This is a genomic window from Acidiferrobacterales bacterium, from assembly GCA_028820695.1.
In the GTDB taxonomy this organism is placed as follows: domain Bacteria; phylum Pseudomonadota; class Gammaproteobacteria; order Arenicellales; family JAJDZL01; genus JAJDZL01.
In genome coordinates this window covers 1-14122 of sequence record JAPPIB010000033.1, presented here as the reverse complement: position 1 = coordinate 14122, position 14122 = coordinate 1, and the positions used below count along the sequence as shown (strand labels likewise).

The window sequence follows — 14122 nt, the reverse complement described above, 5'->3', positions numbered from 1 at the left end:
ACGCCAGAATCGGGCTGTTGATGCGAAAATAATGCTCTAACGCGATTTCAGGGAACAACATTTTGATGAACGAGGGGTGGAAGTTCTGTAAAATCGTTTTGACAATTCAATGGTGCCCGCATAGCACAGTTGGTAGAGCAGTTGATTTGTAATCATCAGGTCGGGGGTTCGAATCCCTCTGCGGGCTCCAATAATCATAAGACAAGGTAGTGGGAACATTCCGTTATGAAAATTAGACTCGCATTGGCAGCAGTTGTTGCGGCGATGGTTTCATCGGTCGGTTTTGCAGACATGAAAATGGAGATCGGTGCGGGTGAGGGCGCGCTTGATATCGTTGCATGGCCTGGGTACATCGAACGCGGGGAGACGGTGAAAGAGTTTGACTGGGTGACCAGTTTTGAGGAAGCGACCGGCTGCATGGTCCGGATCAAGACTGCGAATACATCCGATGAGATGGTTGCATTGATGAATGAAGGTGGGTTCGACCTTGTTACGGCTTCAGGGGACGCCTCACTTCGGCTCATTGCAGGCAAGCGGGTTCAGGAAGTGAACATCGATCTGATTCCCAGCTGGGAGACAGTGGACGATCGTCTGAAGAACGCCCCTTGGCATACTGTCGACGGCAAACATTACGGTACACCCTATATGTGGGGTCCGAACGTATTGATGTACAACACCGAAGTGTTTCCGGAACCACCTGACAGCTGGTCCGTGGTGTTTGAGGAGATGACCTTGCCGGACGGGCAGTCGAACCAGGGACGCGTGCAAGCCTATGACGGACCGATTCATGTTGCGGACGCGGCGCTGTATCTCATGCATCATCAGCCCGAACTTGGCATTGCCAACCCTTACGAACTCAATGCCGACCAATATGCAGTGGCTTTGGACCTGTTGCGACAGCAACGCAAGATTGTCGGGCGTTACTGGCACAATGCTTTCATCCAGATGGACGATTTTAAGAACGAGGGCGTTGTCGCTTCCGGTTCCTGGCCGTTCCAGGTCAATCTGCTGCAGTCGGAAGGACTTCCTATCGCGTCGGTGATTCCAAAGGAGGGAGCCACCGGCTGGTCGGATACAACCATGATGCACATTGATTCGGAACATCCGAATTGCGCATACATGTGGATGGAACATACACTGTCGTCCAACTTGCAAAGTGATCTTTCGGTCTGGTTCGGCGCAGTGCCTCCCGTGCTGGCAGCCTGCACGGACGGCCGCGGCATGCAAACCGCCGAGGGGTGCGAAAAGAACGGACTTGGGGATTTCGACAAGATCAAGTTCTGGACCACACCGGTGACCCGATGTGCATCCCAGGACGAATGTGTACCCTATTACCGTTGGGTGTCTGACTATATCGGCGTGATCGGCGGTCGATAGTCAAAAGCCTGTGCGAATCAGCCGCAGGTTGTTACAACGAGGTATATCATGCGGCGTCGACCATCGGCGCCGCTGTCCATCTGGGAAAAGACTGGCTGACCGCATCTGACACTATGTTTCCAGTGCTGTTTCGGGTAGCTTTGTGATGGTTGATGCGGTCCGGTTTGAAAGTGTTTCCCGTCACTTTGATACTGTCGCTGCAGTTGATGGCATCAACCTAACCATTCGCGAAGGTGAATTCTTCGCTTTGCTCGGACCCTCCGGCTCCGGGAAAACCACCTGCCTCAGATTGATCTCCGGAATAGACCGTCCGACCGATGGTCATATCGAGATATTTGGCGTACGTTCGGATGACATTCCGCCCAATCGACGCCCGGTCAATACAGTATTTCAGGATTATGCGCTGTTTCCGCATCTCAATGTCATTGAGAATGTGTCGTACGGACTGAGGGTCAAGGGTGTTTCCAGACCGCAGCGGTACAAGGAAGCGGATGCTCTTCTGGAGCTCGTAAAACTCGGCGGGTACGGCCAACGCTCGCCCGCTCAGCTGTCCGGTGGTCAGCGCCAGAGAGTGGCACTGGCCAGGGCACTGATCAACAAACCGCGCGTGCTGTTGCTTGATGAGCCGCTCGGCGCTCTCGACCTGAAACTCAGAGAGCAGATGCAGGAAGAGCTCAAGGTTCTGCAGAAGTCCATCGGAATTACATTCGTGTTTGTCACGCATGACCAAAATGAAGCGTTGTCGATGTCAGATCGAATCGCCATTGTCAACGAAGGTCGGATTATTCAGGTTGGCACGCCACATGAAATCTACCAGCGTCCGCGAACACGTTTTGTTGCGGAGTTCGTCGGGTCGTCGAATGTCCTGTCTCCGCAGGTCAGTGTCGCTTGCGGCGGCGACAGTCAGTGGTCCAGCCTGCGTCCTGAGTCAATCAGAATTGTTGAGCCGGGTGAAGGCAGGATTGACGGTGTTCTTGAGACGATCAGATTCATGGGGTCCGCAAATTTCGTGACGGTTTCTGTGAAAGCGGGAAAGATTACAGCACAGATTGACGCTGCAGTCGCATTGCCCCCAATCGAGGCTGCAGTCTCTTTGACGTGGGATTCGGATGCCATGCATGTCATGGAGAGCGATGACTGATGAATACGGTTCACGTTTCGGGTAGAACAGCTTTCTGGACTGGGGTATTCGACGTATTTTGGCGGCGGCCGGGCCTCGTCATTTTTCTGCTCCTGTTACCTCCGTTGCTCTGGCTTGGGGTGATTTACGTCGGCAGCTTGTTCACATTGCTGCTGCAAAGTTTCTTTTCCATCGATGAGTTTTCGGGATTGGTTCGACATGAGTTTACCCTGAAAACCTACAGGGAACTTTTCTCGCCCGCCAATTTCGATGTCATTCTGCGCACCGTACTGATGGCGATCGCGGTGACCATCAGTGCGGCGATCATCGCATTTCCCATCGCCTATTACGCCGCCAGATATGCCCGCGGACGTATGAAAGCGTTATTTTATCTGGGGGTGATGCTGCCGCTGTGGTCGAGTTATCTGGTTAAGATTTATGCATGGAAACTGATTCTTGCGAAGGAGGGAATCATCAATTGGATCGTCCAGATCACCGGTACGGAAGTCGTTCTGAACTCGATTCTGTCGATACCTGTGATTGGTGGAAACTCGCTTTCGATCAGTTACATCGGTACATTTATCGTACTGCTGTATGTATGGCTCCCATTCATGATCCTGCCGGTTCAGGCAGCCTTGGAGAGAATTCCGGACAATCTGCTTCATGCCTCTGATGATCTGGGCGCTGAGTCGGGACAGACGTTGCGTCTGATTACGATTCCGCTGGCTTTGCCCGGTGTGGTGGCCGGTTCAATATTTACGTTCTCGCTTACGCTCGGTGATTTCATCGTTCCGCAGATTATCGGCTCATCCCGGCGTTTCATCGGTCAGGCAGTGTACGCACACCAGGGTACGGCGGGTAATATTCCGCTTGCCGCTGCTTTCGCTGTGGTTCCGATCATCGTAATGGCGGTATACCTGATCATGGCAAAAAGACAGGGAGCTTTCGATGCACTCTGAACGCAAAGCCTCGGTTCTGCTCAGGATTTCAGCGATTGCCGGTCTGTTATTTCTGCATCTGCCGATCTTGCTGATTTTTCTGTATGCCTTTACGACAGAAGACAAGAGTTATCAGTTTCCCCCGCCTGGGCTGACCCTGGAGTGGTTTGCCGTCACCTGGAATCGTCCGGATGTCTGGGATGCCCTTGGACTGTCATTGCGAGTCGCGACGGTTTCCACATTGATTGCGATCGTACTGGGCACCCTATGTGCCGCGGCGGTGTCCAAGTCAAAATTCTTCGGTCGTGAGGCGATATCCTTGCTAGTCATTCTTCCAATTGCGTTGCCGGGGATCATCACCGGAATCTCGTTGCGTTCTGCGTTCAACATCCTGGATATTCCCTTTTCGACGTTTACGATTATTCTCGGACATGCGACGTTCTGCGTCGTAGTTGTCTACAACAACGCGATTGCGCGGTTTCGGCGCATTTCCGGCTCCCTGATTGAGGCGTCCTATGATCTTGGCGCGAGTGCATTCCAGACGTTTCGCTACATACTTCTTCCCAACCTCGGGACAGCCTTGCTGGCAGGTGGAATGCTGGCATTTGCGCTTTCATTTGACGAGGTGATCGTGACGACATTCACGGCGGGACAGCAGCAGACGCTGCCGATCTGGATGCTGGAGGAACTCGTCAGGCCGCGCCAGCGGCCGGTAACCAATGTGGTGGCCATGGTTGTTGTACTCGTCACATTCTTGCCGATTCTAGGTGCCTATTACCTGTCCAGGGACAGTACCCTCGATCGGAAAGCGACATCGAAAGTGATGAATCGGTGAGCATTGGACGTTGGACGAGGAACTTGCGTTGAAAGTCAATCGTGCGTACGTCCAACAAGATCCTCAGCCGGATTCTCACTGATTGCCGCGCTCGAGACTGCACATCCTTTTCGGATTAGTCTGCAGCATTGATTCGTGTTGACTTGCCGCCATGCATCGATGGTTCAGCACACCACTGATTGCGTAAGACTTCAAGCGACTCAAGTAAGTTCGCAGGAAAGCGCAATACTCACAGAATAGAGCACGGTCCAACCGTTTCCGAACGTTATCCCGATAAGACTCATTGGCCGGCAGGAATTTCTCGTTTTTGATTTCGTCAAAAATGGATTGGCATGAGTTTAGTTGTTCAACGGTAAGTGTTCTTGGGTCCAAGACAGGATAGTCGGGTATTGCAGAGACACTCCCCTAGAACGACCTTGTTGCTGACGCGTCCCTTCCCACCAGTGCATCAGCAAGCCGAGGGTTGAGTTCGACCACAGTGCCAGAACTGCTTCGTGTCTATCGTCATAGACGATTACATTTGACCACGCACGTCCTCCGATACACTTTTCTGGTGTAATGCACATCACAAGACTTTGCGAGTTTAACCGAAAATCCGCATTCCAATGAAGACGAGACGCTGTTCGGTTCCAATCGTCCGCCGCTTTCCTCTCATATCCTGTATTCACATCACAACATGAATCAGGATTAACCACCATCATGCGTTCACGATTCGCATCATGGTTCCACAACGACGGATATTCGGGGATTTCATCCTTCTCAAGACTACGTTTCCTGAACGCTCCCCGAGGCGGTTTGCCATTTATATCGAGGCTGTAGAGTCCGCGCTGTGCGACATCTCCGATTGCAACAATGGGAATGAGGTGTTCCTGAGCCAGTCGCGGCAATATCAATTTTCCTTGCGGAATACCCTGGGCGCTTCTTATGAGATTATCTGACAGAACTCCTATGAATCCGGCCTCCAGAATACTGCCCGGTCGAACTTCCTTCGGAACCTTTTTTGCCTCCTCTGACGCTTCCAGAAAAGACTTGGGTCTTGAGCGCAAGTTGGTGTAGTAAACAGACTTTGTCAAGCTTTGCCGCTTTGTTGCCACGACAAGAACTTCAGCCATACCGGTGTCTGCCGAAAAGGCTCGGTCGGTTCCACCACTTGTAGCGATTGAGACGATATGGATATCGTCATAGTGATCGTCAAGCATCTTTCGTGCGTTTCCCCAAGCCCTGCCCTGAACTGCGGCGAAAGGCAATACAAGCGCAAGAATTCCGCCTTCCTTGAGTTTTCGATGGCCCAGGTCCATGAAGTTGGATGCCAATCCGGCATTGCCATGTCCGAATTCCGGATTGGACTTCTTGAGTTTGTCCGACATCGCTCTTTGATCAACTTCCTCTTTTCCCAAACCTGCGAAACTCTGCACAGGTGTGTCGACTTTTATTGTGCCTTCGTGACCTGTTGGGCGGGTGAATGGAGGATTCATGATTACGATGTCACATGAATTGTCCTTGATCGTAATGGCATACCCATTCGTATCATCCGTCTTGGTTCCGGTCAAGGTCTCACCGCTAGCGAACAAAGAGTACGAAAACTCACTCGTAAGAAAATCAAGTGAGCCAATGTGAGTTCCACTTTCAGTTATTCCATAAGGCATAGTGTGTATCTGACACTCGCCGTACGGAATTGAAGGATGGCAACTGGACAGAATAGAGCAGGTCAGATGAGTTCCAGCCGGCATGATGTCCAACCCGATCAAGACGCGCTCCATTATGATTGAATGCAAATCATGGTCGTCGTAACCTGCCCGGCGGTGCCGACGACAGATTGAGCGTTGTACAGCGGACAGCAGCGCTCCAGTTCCACAGGCAAAGTCCGCGACCCTCAACTTTCCAATGGTTGCCTTATCGCTCCAGTCGACCTTCAAGCGATTGACGGCAAGCTCCGCCAAAAGACATGCTGATTGCGGCAAGGTGTAAAAGGTGGCCAGAAACTTTCGGTCCGTAATCAGTGTCTGGAACATGCGCCCGGTGAGATCGTGATAGGAAACCGCTCCCAATTTCGTCAACATGGGAATTGACTGCGCAATACGCTCCATCACATAAGATACCGTGATGATCGGAATAATTGCCAGCAATTCCCGGGCAATACCAAACACAGGCCAATAATTGATTTCAAGAATTTTGCGCCAATGAGCCGACAATGCATATCTGGAGATTTGTTCCTCATCCGATAAGTGCGCAATTATCTTCTGCTCTCCCAATGCGGACTGGAATACGAATGCTGATACGAATATGGCTGTTGTCATTCGAGCTGTCTGCTCGCCAGGTTCCTGATGTAACTTTGCTGCGAGTCTTTCAAGTGTAAAGTCAGCGGAATAGTTCATCAATCTTGCAGCGGATTGACGAACGACCTCCTCAAGAACTGTAGTGCCAAGCGCAATTCGGTTTGGAGATATGGATAAATTCTCGATCGCATCGGCAAGATCCTCGACTTTACCTTCCAATCAGTCGTTTCCGGATGGCCAGCGAGCTGATTCGCCATCCTCACCAAGAAAGTGTGTCGCATACTGAAAAATGACATCATCAACGTTGTCCAGACTTCCGTGTTTCAGACTTTGTGGCAATATGACTGACAATACACCTTCGATTCGATCGCCGGTGCTTTGTAGTTGCAAACCCAGCCTGGCTGTTGCATCTTGCTCTACCGAACGGGCCGGGCTGAACTCTGTTTCCACGACAACAGGCTGTCGTCGTGTTAACGCAATCAATATATCTGGTCTCAATCCTGTGACAGCCGCAGTTGACCTATGCACAGCCGAATCCGACTCCCCGCGGGCCGGAGCACATTGGTACGTTCGGAATGCAACGTACTGTCATCCCAATCCGGATGCAGTGATTTCAAGGCGTTGGCAAGCGCGACATTCACTGATGGTTCAGTGTTGCGCGGTCGGGTGTCATCGGTGTTGGTATTCATTCATCCAGTCTTGTAATTTGGTTGTTCAACTCAACCTGCCATCCTTATCTGCGCATTGCAGGCAAGTTGTATCATTCGCGTTTCACGGGGCGGTTGTCAGAGTCAGTTGTAATTTTGTAATTTCAGGGAATTGCAGAATGCAGGTTTCGAGTACAACTGCCTATGCTCGATTTGCTGCGGCTTGCGCACGACTCTTGCGCGCGCGAAACTCAGTCGTATTGACTGCGGCCGATTCAGGCATGGCGCAAAGATGGACAACACGTTTATCGACTCTCAGGGCACCTCCGATCAGGGTTGTGCTTTCGAAGCGAAGGCCTTCACCGTCACCGGGAGTCGGGGAGGTCATGATGGGTGTATTGCGAATTTCTGACAGGAAGGCTGCGGCTGCGTTTTTGGACTTTCGTTTGCTGATTGTTGATCGCACCTTGAGCGGATCGGCCGCATAGCAGTCGATCAGGGAAGCCAGCTGTGACGCAAATATCGTATCGTTTTCGAATAGATCAATTCCCGCAACTTCACCGTTGACGACGAAGATTGCGCCGATATGTGAGGCAAGAACAGTGAGGTTGTCCAGATAATCCTGAAGTTTGGCCTTGTTTTGTGTGTAGTGTGTACTTTCGCGATCCATCTGTGCTTGCTTTTCCTGTCGGTTGTCGTGCTCAATGGCAACCTCGGAAGATCTTGATTCGGGGCGTCTCGCCTGTGCTTTCTCGGAGGTTCCGCTGGACAGGAAATTTCTGGCGAAGTGCTGAATCGTGTCCGACTCATGTATCCAGCGACCCTGCTTGAGGTCATAGACAGGCAAGGTGACAACTTCGCCGGCAGGCAGCAATGCGCTTGTTGCGCAAATGTATATGTTATCTGGCGTCGGCAACCCGTCTCCGTCCAGAATAAGATAGCGACGATCACCGGTGAAACCCACTTTCAGGTCAGAATTGTCCTGCGAGCTGAACTTTTCGACGATTCGTACCCGGTTCGTGTCGACTTGCGCATTGAACATTGTGTAATCGACAGTCTGGCTGCCGGTGGCGGATTGCAGGGGATACATCGATAGGTTTCTGAACGTCTGAGATTTATCGATCTCGACATCGCACAATAGCGGCAAAAGGGTTTTCATTTGAGTTCTCCATACTTGTTCTTCGAATTGTGTGGAATATTAGTTGTGCCGGTGGCTCATAGCGTGAGCCTATAGTGTTTTTTTTGAACATTGGATGGAAACATCCGGAAATTCAGCGTCGATTCGGATGTTTTCTCCCGGTGGAGTTTGAAAGCGGGAAGGCTTTGCTGGCTATCGGTCGTATATCCGGCTGGCGGCGCAGAGCATGAATTTGATCTTCTTTCGAAGTCGGACCGGTTTGAGGACTTCCAGCTCCGGTCCATATTTGAGAATCTGCTGGATCAGTTCACTGTCGGCAGAAAACGGCAGTGTCATGATCAGCCGACCTTGGCCATCGTATTCAATCTGCTGATGTGAGTGCCACTTTTCCCTTGCGACCCATAAAGACACGTGCCTGGAGAATCGCAAGACGACCAGTTCGGTATCCTCTCCCGAAAAAATGCCATATCCGCTCGCCAGTATGGAATCCAGTCGATTGGCTTCAATATCGCAGGCAATCTGCGCTGTCAGTTCGATATCCGTCAGGTTGTCCACACGGAACGTGCGTAGACCGTTTCGCAGGTGGCACCAACTGTCAAGATACCAGACCGCGTTGTAGTAAACCAGTCTCTGAGGCGATACAACCCGCGCGGTGACTTCGTGTGTTTCCCGGTTGACGTAGTTGACATTAAGTTTCAATCTGCCCAACAAGGCCGCGGTTATAGTGCCGAAGTCTCTTGAATCCGGACTTGGCGCACCTTTGTTGATGATCTTTATTCTTCTTCTCAGTTCCTTCAGGGAGTGTTCGCTGCCAGGTTCAAGAATGTCTCGAATCTTCCTTTCAAGAAGTTTAATGTGCGGCTCCAGCAGACCAGGCTGAATGTTCCGCAGCATGTATTCCAAAGTCAGTAATGCATAGGCTTCTTCGCTGTTGAACCAAACCCCGGGCAAGGAATACTGAGGGAAGTTCGGATCAGCATCCTCGAATCGATAACCGCGACGTTCCCGGTCCCAGACAATCGGCGCATGGAGCCGGTCTCGCATGTAGCAGATATCGCGCTTGACGGTCGCTCGAGACACACCCAAAGTCTCAATGAGCATGTCTATCGGGGTGGATTTTCTTGATTGCAGGAGATGATTGATTTTAACAAAACGTTCCGATCGGTCCATATTCTTCTACTTGTCAATATTGGAATGTCGCGGCGCGGTAAATTCCGGAAACCGCCGGGTCGGGTCCTGACAGTCACGACCCTTTCATTTTAGCCCATTGTGCGATCGCTCGGTTGGACAAAGTCGGCCTGATCGAGGAGATGCCCGGCACTGAATCCGAGTACTCTTCGGCAGGGAAGATTCAGTTTCCGGTTCTGTCAATTGCCACAGGTGCCGCAATCCGCTTGCGGACGCATTCGTCTTCGATAAGGTTGTCAGTCAGCGTTCGGCCGCAATCGGCGCAGATGGAGAAAAACTTGTGGAACCTGTCCGACAACGAAGTCGTGACTGGAAGCGGTACCCACTTTGTTGACCTCAATCAGTCAGAGATCCTGGCCATAAATTGCGCGGGAACATCTGAGTTTCCTTACCTGCGCTGAAACCGGTGGCTATAATCGAACTGGAGTCTAAACTGCTGCAACCGACGGAAAGAACGGTCACGGGTTCAGATCGGGCGTGCGACTTCGAACAAAAAAATAATTCAGGTAGGATAATGGTGCGCAAAGAGTCCCTGTTTGCAAAGTATCAGGTCAAAGAGACTTTTTACGACGAGATGTTTCACGAAGACGGAAACGTTCGCGAACATTGCCGTCGACTGTTCAAGGTGCTCGATAGTTTCAATCCAGGTGAGATTGCGTCCATGCAGGAGCGGGCCGAGCGTTCATTTCTTCATGAAGGAATCACATTTGCGGTTTACGGCGAGAAAGGCGCTCAGGAACGGATCATTCCCATCGATTTCCTGCCCAGAATCATCTCTGCGCACGAGTGGGCTTTTCTCGAACAGGGATTGAAACAGCGCCTCACCGCACTGAATCTCTTTCTCGCAGACATTTACGGCGCCTGCAAGATACTGTCCGATGGTGTGATCCCGACTGATCTGGTGCTGGGCTGTCCGCAATACCGGATTCAGATGCGCGGCGTGGAGTCCCCACATGGTTCCTTTGTATCGATCTGCGGTACGGACATGATACGTACCAACGATGGATTCATGGTTTTAGAGGACAATCTTCGGGTTCCGTCAGGTGTGTCCTATATGCTGGCAAATCGACAGGCGGTGAAGACCAGCCTGCGTGATATTTTCCGTAAACACAAGGTGCACCCGATAGAGACCTATGGCGAGTTGCTGCGCGAGACTCTTGCCGAGATGGCGCCATCTGGTGTGACTGATCCCTGCATTGTCCTGATGACACCCGGCGTCTACAATTCAGCATTCTATGAACATATGTTTCTTGCCCGGGAAATGGGAGTCGAACTGGTGCAGGGCAATGACATGCTGGTCCAAAACGGGTTTGTCTATATGCGGACCACGAGTGGACTGCGCAAGGTTGATGTCATCTATCGCCGGATCGATGATGACTTCATCGATCCGCTGGTATTTCGCGAAGACTCGGTTCTCGGGGTTCCGGGAATCTTTCATGCTCATCAACTTGGCAATGTGACCATCGCGAACGCACCTGGAACCGGTGTTGCCGATGATAAAAGCGTATATGCCTACGTACCGGATATGATTCGGTATTACTTGTCGGAGGATCCGATATTATGCAACGTCGAAACATATCTTTGCCGTAATCGCGAGGACCTGGAATATACACTCGACAATCTGGACCAACTGGTGGTCAAGGTGGTCGGAGGTTCCGGAGGATATGGCATGCTGGTAGGGCCGCATGCCACGCCTTCAGAACGCGCTGCCTACGCGCAGGAGATGCGCGACAATCCAGCCAACTACATTGCACAGCCGACACTTGCGCTTTCGTGCTCTCCGTGTCTGACCGATGACGGTGCCGCACCGCGCCATGTTGATCTGCGCACGTTTGTCCTGCGGGGCGCCGCGACAAGGCTGCCCCCTGGTGCTTTTTGTCGCGTTGCCCTGAAAGAAGGCTCGCTGGTCGTGAACTCCAGCCAGGGCGGCGGGGGAAAGGATATGTGGGTTCTGGCAAAATAGGATAGTCATGCTGTCACGAAGTGCGTATGGTCTTTACTGGATGAGTCGCTATCTTGAGAGAGCGGATCATGTCAGTCGGTTGCTGGCCGCCCAGTTCCAGGCGATTGAGGATCGCCCGGTGCAAGAGATTGACCAGAACTGGCGACGGCTGCATGCAGCCCTGAGCTCTACTCCGACCGCAGGGTTCCTGCATTCCGATCACGACGATGATGACTTCATGCTGACCGACTCATTCACGCTCGCCGACGAACTGACCTTCGAGAGAATCAATCCGGACTCGTTGATCAGCTGTATCGAGAATGCAAGGGAAAATGCGCGTCAGGTCCGATTTGTCGTGGGCAAGCAGACATGGTCGTTGCTCAATGCCTCGTATCTGGAACTGAAAGATGTCGGAATCCAGAACATATGGAATGATGAGCCGCGCAGTTTCTATCTGGAGATAGCATCTGGTATCCGCAGGCTGTTTGGCACGATGCACAGCACCATGTATCGCGATCACGGATGGTATTTCACCCAGCTGGGTCGCTACGTCGAGCGGGTTCAGCTGGTCTGTTCGCTCATTCAGGCACAGCTCGCCAACACGTCCGTTCGCAAGTTGTACTTTGCCCAGGACTGGTATTTTGTACTGCAGGTCTGTGAGGCCTCCCTGGCATTGCGCCGGGTGAGGGCAAGTGCGCATCATCCCGATAAGATTGCGGCATTTCTCATCAGTGACGCGCGTCTTTCTCATTCGGTCGAGTACGCGTTGTTGGTAATCAAACAGTGCCTTGAGGCGGTCAGTGAGGGTCATCGTCATCCCGCTAAGATTGCAATCAACGAAAAGGTGGAACAGATGATTAGGCAGTCGGACGGTGTGATGTTGGCTGATGGCTCGACCCACGGTGATGTGTCGGAAATTTTGCGGGAGATTCAGGATTCAGCACGCCAGCTCAACGATGACATTGATCAGGCGTACCTGAACTATGACGTTGCCAGCTATCCCGGAGTATGAACGGTTTCAGGTCAAGAAGGTTCAGGGTCGAACACGTATCCCGGTTTTCCTACCAGCAATCGGCACGGAGCAGCACCATGTCGGTGCGGATGCATCCAAGACAGGATAAGGGTCAGCGAGTGACGAATTTTGTCTTGGAAACCGAGCCCGTGTCCGGTATCGTCAGATTTGATGATTGCTTCGGGAATGTCTGCCATCTTCTCAACACTGCCGGATGTCATGATGAGCTTACCGTACGCTCCAGTGCCGAGATTGAACTTGCCGAGCAGCACGTGTTTGAAGCCGGGTTGCCGTCTGATCGTTGGGATCGGCTTGATGCGGTAACCGAACCGGTGCGACATTGGGATTTTCTCAACGACAGCAGATACGTCCGTCGAAGCCCGGCACTGGATGCATTCATGAGGTCCTGCGGCATTGAGAAGGAGGCCGGACCTGTATCGTCAATGATCGCGGCTTCCTCCCATCTGTTTCAAAATTTCAGTTACCAGCGCGGCTGCACCGATGTCAACTCGCCAACTGATGAAATTCTGCATACCCGTCGCGGAGTCTGTCAGGATTACACACATGTGTTGCTGGCGATCGGCCGGCACTGGAAAATCCCGAGTCGATACGTTTCTGGATATCTCAGGCTTGAAAGTGCGGATGACTTTCAGACGCCGGTCGGTGAGAGCCACTGCTGGGTGGAGGTTCTCAACCCGGGACACGGATGGATTGGAATCGATCCTACGAATCAGACGCTTGCGGACGATCGCTATGTCCGCGTGGCGGTCGGACGCGACTACGCCGATGTGCCGCCAACCAAGGGAATTGTCTTCGGCGCAGGACACTCGGCAGTGGAGGTGCAGGTCGTGGTGAGGCGGGAATGTGCGGATTTACAGAATGAATCCGAACAGTGATGGTGACGGTTTTCCGGCGGCACGAATCGCTGTGAACCTGGACACATCTGTTTCGCCCGCATCAATTCCGGATATAATCTTCCGTCTCTTGGCCCAACACCGAAACTGATCGGGGTCCCGGGTTCCTGAAACTCCTAAAAAAATTTTGACAAAAGTGATTTTTTTGGGTAGTATAAGCCGTTTACATTGGATTTGCTCCGGAGGGGTTCCCGAGCGGCCAAAGGGGGCAGACTGTAAATCTGCTGGCTCAGCCTTCGGAGGTTCGAATCCTCCCCCCTCCACCGTTAGGGTATTGAACCGAGAACCGGATTCGAATAGGACATCTGCGATTTGCGCGGGCGTAGTTCAGAGGCAGAACCTCAGCCTTCCAAGCTGATGACGTGGGTTCGATTCCCATCGCCCGCTCCATCAGTGCTGCTTGGTGAAATTGACGCGTGTCGCGCAAGATATGAGGGTAGCTTTTGCATGTGGGGTGGTCAGGGAAATGTGCGAAAACCGTCATTGCAGAATTTATCCGGTGGCTGTGGGGTTTGGACCAGGCGACGGGCGGACCGATTGCCCACATAGCTCAGTCGGTAGAGCACTTCCTTGGTAAGGAAGAGGTCACCGGTTCAAATCCGGTTGTGGGCTCCAGTGTTGAAAGATGTGGAATAGATTCTTTTTGACTGTCATAGATAATTAAGTAGCGAGGATACTCGAAGTGGCAAAGGAAAAGTTCGAGCGGACGAAGCCGCATGTGAATGTGGGTACGAT

13 protein-coding genes and 4 tRNA genes are annotated in these 14122 nt (G+C 52.1%); 12 read left to right on the top strand and 5 right to left on the bottom strand.

Features of this window, described 5'->3' with window-relative positions:
• Nucleotides 1-114 precede the first annotated feature (114 nt).
• The 5 genes from OXI60_04690 (at nt 115) to OXI60_04670 (ending at nt 4270) form a co-directional block, all read left to right on the top strand.
• Nucleotides 115-190: transfer RNA gene (locus OXI60_04690), tRNA-Thr, on the top strand.
• Between the two features lie 35 nt (nt 191-225).
• Nucleotides 226-1377: an ABC transporter substrate-binding protein gene (locus OXI60_04685; protein ID MDE0309112.1), complete on the top strand. Its 1152-nt coding sequence runs from the start codon at nt 226-228 to the stop codon at nt 1375-1377.
• A gap of 145 nt (nt 1378-1522) precedes the next feature.
• Nucleotides 1523-2518 (top strand): ABC transporter ATP-binding protein, encoded by a 996-nt coding sequence (locus tag OXI60_04680; protein MDE0309111.1) that lies wholly within the window; start codon nt 1523-1525, stop codon nt 2516-2518.
• Nucleotides 2518-3456 (top strand): ABC transporter permease, encoded by a 939-nt coding sequence (locus tag OXI60_04675; GenBank protein MDE0309110.1) that lies wholly within the window; start codon nt 2518-2520, stop codon nt 3454-3456. The genes OXI60_04680 and OXI60_04675 overlap by 1 nt, the downstream gene beginning before the upstream one ends.
• The gene (locus OXI60_04670; GenBank protein MDE0309109.1) at nt 3446-4270 is read left to right on the top strand and encodes an ABC transporter permease; all 825 of its coding nucleotides are present in this window, start codon (nt 3446-3448) and stop codon (nt 4268-4270) included. The genes OXI60_04675 and OXI60_04670 overlap by 11 nt, the downstream gene beginning before the upstream one ends.
• 338 nt (nt 4271-4608) lie before the next feature.
• Here OXI60_04670 and OXI60_04665 read toward each other — a convergent pair whose 3' ends face one another.
• The 5 genes from OXI60_04665 to OXI60_04645 form a co-directional block, all read right to left on the bottom strand.
• Nucleotides 4609-6765: a hypothetical protein gene (locus OXI60_04665; GenBank protein MDE0309108.1), complete on the bottom strand. Its 2157-nt coding sequence runs from the start codon at nt 6763-6765 to the stop codon at nt 4609-4611.
• Nucleotides 6766-7029 carry a hypothetical protein gene (locus tag OXI60_04660; protein MDE0309107.1) on the bottom strand — a complete coding sequence of 88 codons (264 nt, stop codon included), beginning with the start codon at nt 7027-7029 and terminating at the stop codon, nt 6766-6768.
• A gap of 11 nt (nt 7030-7040) precedes the next feature.
• Nucleotides 7041-7235, bottom strand: coding sequence for a hypothetical protein (locus tag OXI60_04655; GenBank protein ID MDE0309106.1), 195 nt, complete (start codon nt 7233-7235; stop codon nt 7041-7043).
• Nucleotides 7236-7395: 160 nt separating this feature from the next.
• Nucleotides 7396-8352, bottom strand: coding sequence for a hypothetical protein (locus OXI60_04650; protein MDE0309105.1), 957 nt, complete (start codon nt 8350-8352; stop codon nt 7396-7398).
• Nucleotides 8353-8523: 171 nt separating this feature from the next.
• Nucleotides 8524-9501, bottom strand: coding sequence for a YafY family protein (locus OXI60_04645; protein MDE0309104.1), 978 nt, complete (start codon nt 9499-9501; stop codon nt 8524-8526).
• Nucleotides 9502-9614: 113 nt separating this feature from the next.
• Between OXI60_04645 and OXI60_04640 the strand changes: the two genes are divergently transcribed.
• The 7 genes from OXI60_04640 (at nt 9615) to OXI60_04610 (ending at nt 14002) form a co-directional block, all read left to right on the top strand.
• Nucleotides 9615-9920 carry a hypothetical protein gene (locus OXI60_04640; GenBank protein ID MDE0309103.1) on the top strand — a complete coding sequence of 102 codons (306 nt, stop codon included), beginning with the start codon at nt 9615-9617 and terminating at the stop codon, nt 9918-9920.
• Nucleotides 9921-10033: 113 nt separating this feature from the next.
• Nucleotides 10034-11482: a circularly permuted type 2 ATP-grasp protein gene (locus OXI60_04635; GenBank protein ID MDE0309102.1), complete on the top strand. Its 1449-nt coding sequence runs from the start codon at nt 10034-10036 to the stop codon at nt 11480-11482.
• Between the two features lie 7 nt (nt 11483-11489).
• Nucleotides 11490-12473, top strand: a complete 984-nt coding sequence (locus OXI60_04630) for an alpha-E domain-containing protein (protein ID MDE0309101.1) — start codon at nt 11490-11492, stop codon at nt 12471-12473.
• Entirely contained in the window at nt 12470-13369 is a 900-nt protein-coding gene (locus OXI60_04625; GenBank protein MDE0309100.1) for a transglutaminase family protein, read from the top strand. Before OXI60_04630 ends, OXI60_04625 begins: the two co-directional genes overlap by 4 nt.
• A gap of 199 nt (nt 13370-13568) precedes the next feature.
• Nucleotides 13569-13650 (top strand) — tRNA-Tyr (locus OXI60_04620).
• 53 nt (nt 13651-13703) lie between these two features.
• Nucleotides 13704-13777, top strand: a tRNA-Gly gene (locus OXI60_04615).
• Between the two features lie 149 nt (nt 13778-13926).
• Nucleotides 13927-14002 (top strand) — tRNA-Thr (locus OXI60_04610).
• Nucleotides 14003-14122 lie beyond the last annotated feature (120 nt).

Excerpts from the sequence above, each read along its gene's own strand:
- OXI60_04685 (MDE0309112.1), top strand. The coding sequence starts at position 226 with ATGAAAATTAGACTCGCATTGGCAGCAGTTGTTGCGGCGATGGTTTCA.
- OXI60_04680 (MDE0309111.1), top strand. The coding sequence starts at position 1,523 with ATGGTTGATGCGGTCCGGTTTGAAAGTGTTTCCCGTCACTTTGATACT.
- OXI60_04675 (MDE0309110.1), top strand. The coding sequence starts at position 2,518 with ATGAATACGGTTCACGTTTCGGGTAGAACAGCTTTCTGGACTGGGGTA.
- OXI60_04670 (MDE0309109.1), top strand. The coding sequence starts at position 3,446 with ATGCACTCTGAACGCAAAGCCTCGGTTCTGCTCAGGATTTCAGCGATT.
- OXI60_04655 (MDE0309106.1), bottom strand. The coding sequence starts at position 7,235 with ATGAATACCAACACCGATGACACCCGACCGCGCAACACTGAACCATCA.
- OXI60_04650 (MDE0309105.1), bottom strand. The coding sequence starts at position 8,352 with ATGAAAACCCTTTTGCCGCTATTGTGCGATGTCGAGATCGATAAATCT.
- OXI60_04645 (MDE0309104.1), bottom strand. The coding sequence starts at position 9,501 with ATGGACCGATCGGAACGTTTTGTTAAAATCAATCATCTCCTGCAATCA.
- OXI60_04635 (MDE0309102.1), top strand. The coding sequence starts at position 10,034 with ATGGTGCGCAAAGAGTCCCTGTTTGCAAAGTATCAGGTCAAAGAGACT.
- OXI60_04630 (MDE0309101.1), top strand. The coding sequence starts at position 11,490 with ATGCTGTCACGAAGTGCGTATGGTCTTTACTGGATGAGTCGCTATCTT.
- OXI60_04625 (MDE0309100.1), top strand. The coding sequence starts at position 12,470 with ATGAACGGTTTCAGGTCAAGAAGGTTCAGGGTCGAACACGTATCCCGG.